At 51.4% G+C, this 1,507-nt stretch carries 1 tRNA gene and 2 rRNA genes; all 3 read left to right on the top strand.

Features of this window, described 5'->3' with window-relative positions:
• Positions 1 to 522 (top strand): 16S ribosomal RNA (locus tag WFO70_RS22285); the annotation flags it as partial.
• A gap of 87 nt (positions 523 to 609) precedes the next feature.
• Positions 610 to 684 (top strand) — tRNA-Glu (locus WFO70_RS22280).
• A gap of 208 nt (positions 685 to 892) precedes the next feature.
• Positions 893 to 1,507, top strand: a 23S ribosomal RNA gene (locus WFO70_RS22275); the annotation flags it as partial.

The raw sequence follows: 1,507 nt of genomic DNA, 5'->3' as shown, positions 1-1,507 counted from the left end.
TTGGTGCCTTCGGGAACTCTGAGACAGGTGCTGCATGGCTGTCGTCAGCTCGTGTTGTGAAATGTTGGGTTAAGTCCCGCAACGAGCGCAACCCTTATCCTTTGTTGCCAGCGGTTAGGCCGGGAACTCAAAGGAGACTGCCAGTGATAAACTGGAGGAAGGTGGGGATGACGTCAAGTCATCATGGCCCTTACGAGTAGGGCTACACACGTGCTACAATGGCGCATACAAAGAGAAGCGACCTCGCGAGAGCAAGCGGACCTCATAAAGTGCGTCGTAGTCCGGATTGGAGTCTGCAACTCGACTCCATGAAGTCGGAATCGCTAGTAATCGTAGATCAGAATGCTACGGTGAATACGTTCCCGGGCCTTGTACACACCGCCCGTCACACCATGGGAGTGGGTTGCAAAAGAAGTAGGTAGCTTAACCTTCGGGAGGGCGCTTACCACTTTGTGATTCATGACTGGGGTGAAGTCGTAACAAGGTAACCGTAGGGGAACCTGCGGTTGGATCACCTCCTTACCTTAAAGAACCTGCCTTTGCAGTGCTCACACAGATTGTCTGATGAAAAGTAACGAGCAAGACGGCTGCGAAGTCGTGACACATCGTGTCCCCTTCGTCTAGCGGTTAGGACTCCGCCCTTTCACGGCGGCAACAGGGGTTCGAATCCCCTAGGGGACGCCACTTGCTGGGTGTGAGTGAAAGGCACAACCAATCAGTATCTCAAAACTCATCTTCGGGTGACGTTTGAGATATTTGCTCTTTAAAAATCTGGATCAAGCTGAAAATTGAAACGACACGCCGTGTCTGCTCTCCGTAACAAGAGCAGATGAAGGTGTGTCCGAGTCTCTCAAATTTTCGCAATCAGAAGTGAAACAGCTTCGGGTTGTGAGGTTAAGCGACTAAGCGTACACGGTGGATGCCTAGGCAGTCAGAGGCGATGAAGGACGTGCTAATCTGCGATAAGCGTCGGTAAGGTGATATGAACCGTTATAGCCGACGATTTCCGAATGGGGAAACCCAGTGTGACTCGTCACACTATCGTTAAGTGAATACATAGCTTAACGAAGCGAACCAGGGGAACTGAAACATCTAAGTACCCTGAGGAAAAGAAATCAACCGAGATTCCCCCAGTAGCGGCGAGCGAACGGGGAGCAGCCCAGAGTCTGAATCAGCATGTGTGTCAGTGGAAGCGTCTGGAAAGTCGCAGGGTACAGGGTGATACTCCCGTACACGAAGATACACCTGCTGTGAACTCGAAGAGTAGGGCGGGACACGTGGTATCCTGTCTGAATATGGGGGGACCATCCTCCAAGGCTAAATACTCCTGACTGACCGATAGTGAACCAGTACCGTGAGGGAAAGGCGAAAAGAACCCCGGCGAGGGGAGTGAAAAAGAACCTGAAACCGTGTACGTACAAGCAGTGGGAGCACCCTTGTGGTGTGACTGCGTACCTTTTGTATAATGGGTCAGCGACTTATATTCTGTAGCAAGGTTAACCGTATA

This window comes from Leclercia sp. AS011 (assembly GCF_037152535.1).
In the GTDB taxonomy this organism is placed as follows: domain Bacteria; phylum Pseudomonadota; class Gammaproteobacteria; order Enterobacterales; family Enterobacteriaceae; genus Enterobacter.
The sequence above is the reverse complement of the archived record's forward strand: the minus strand, read 5'-3'. Positions and strand labels throughout refer to the sequence as shown.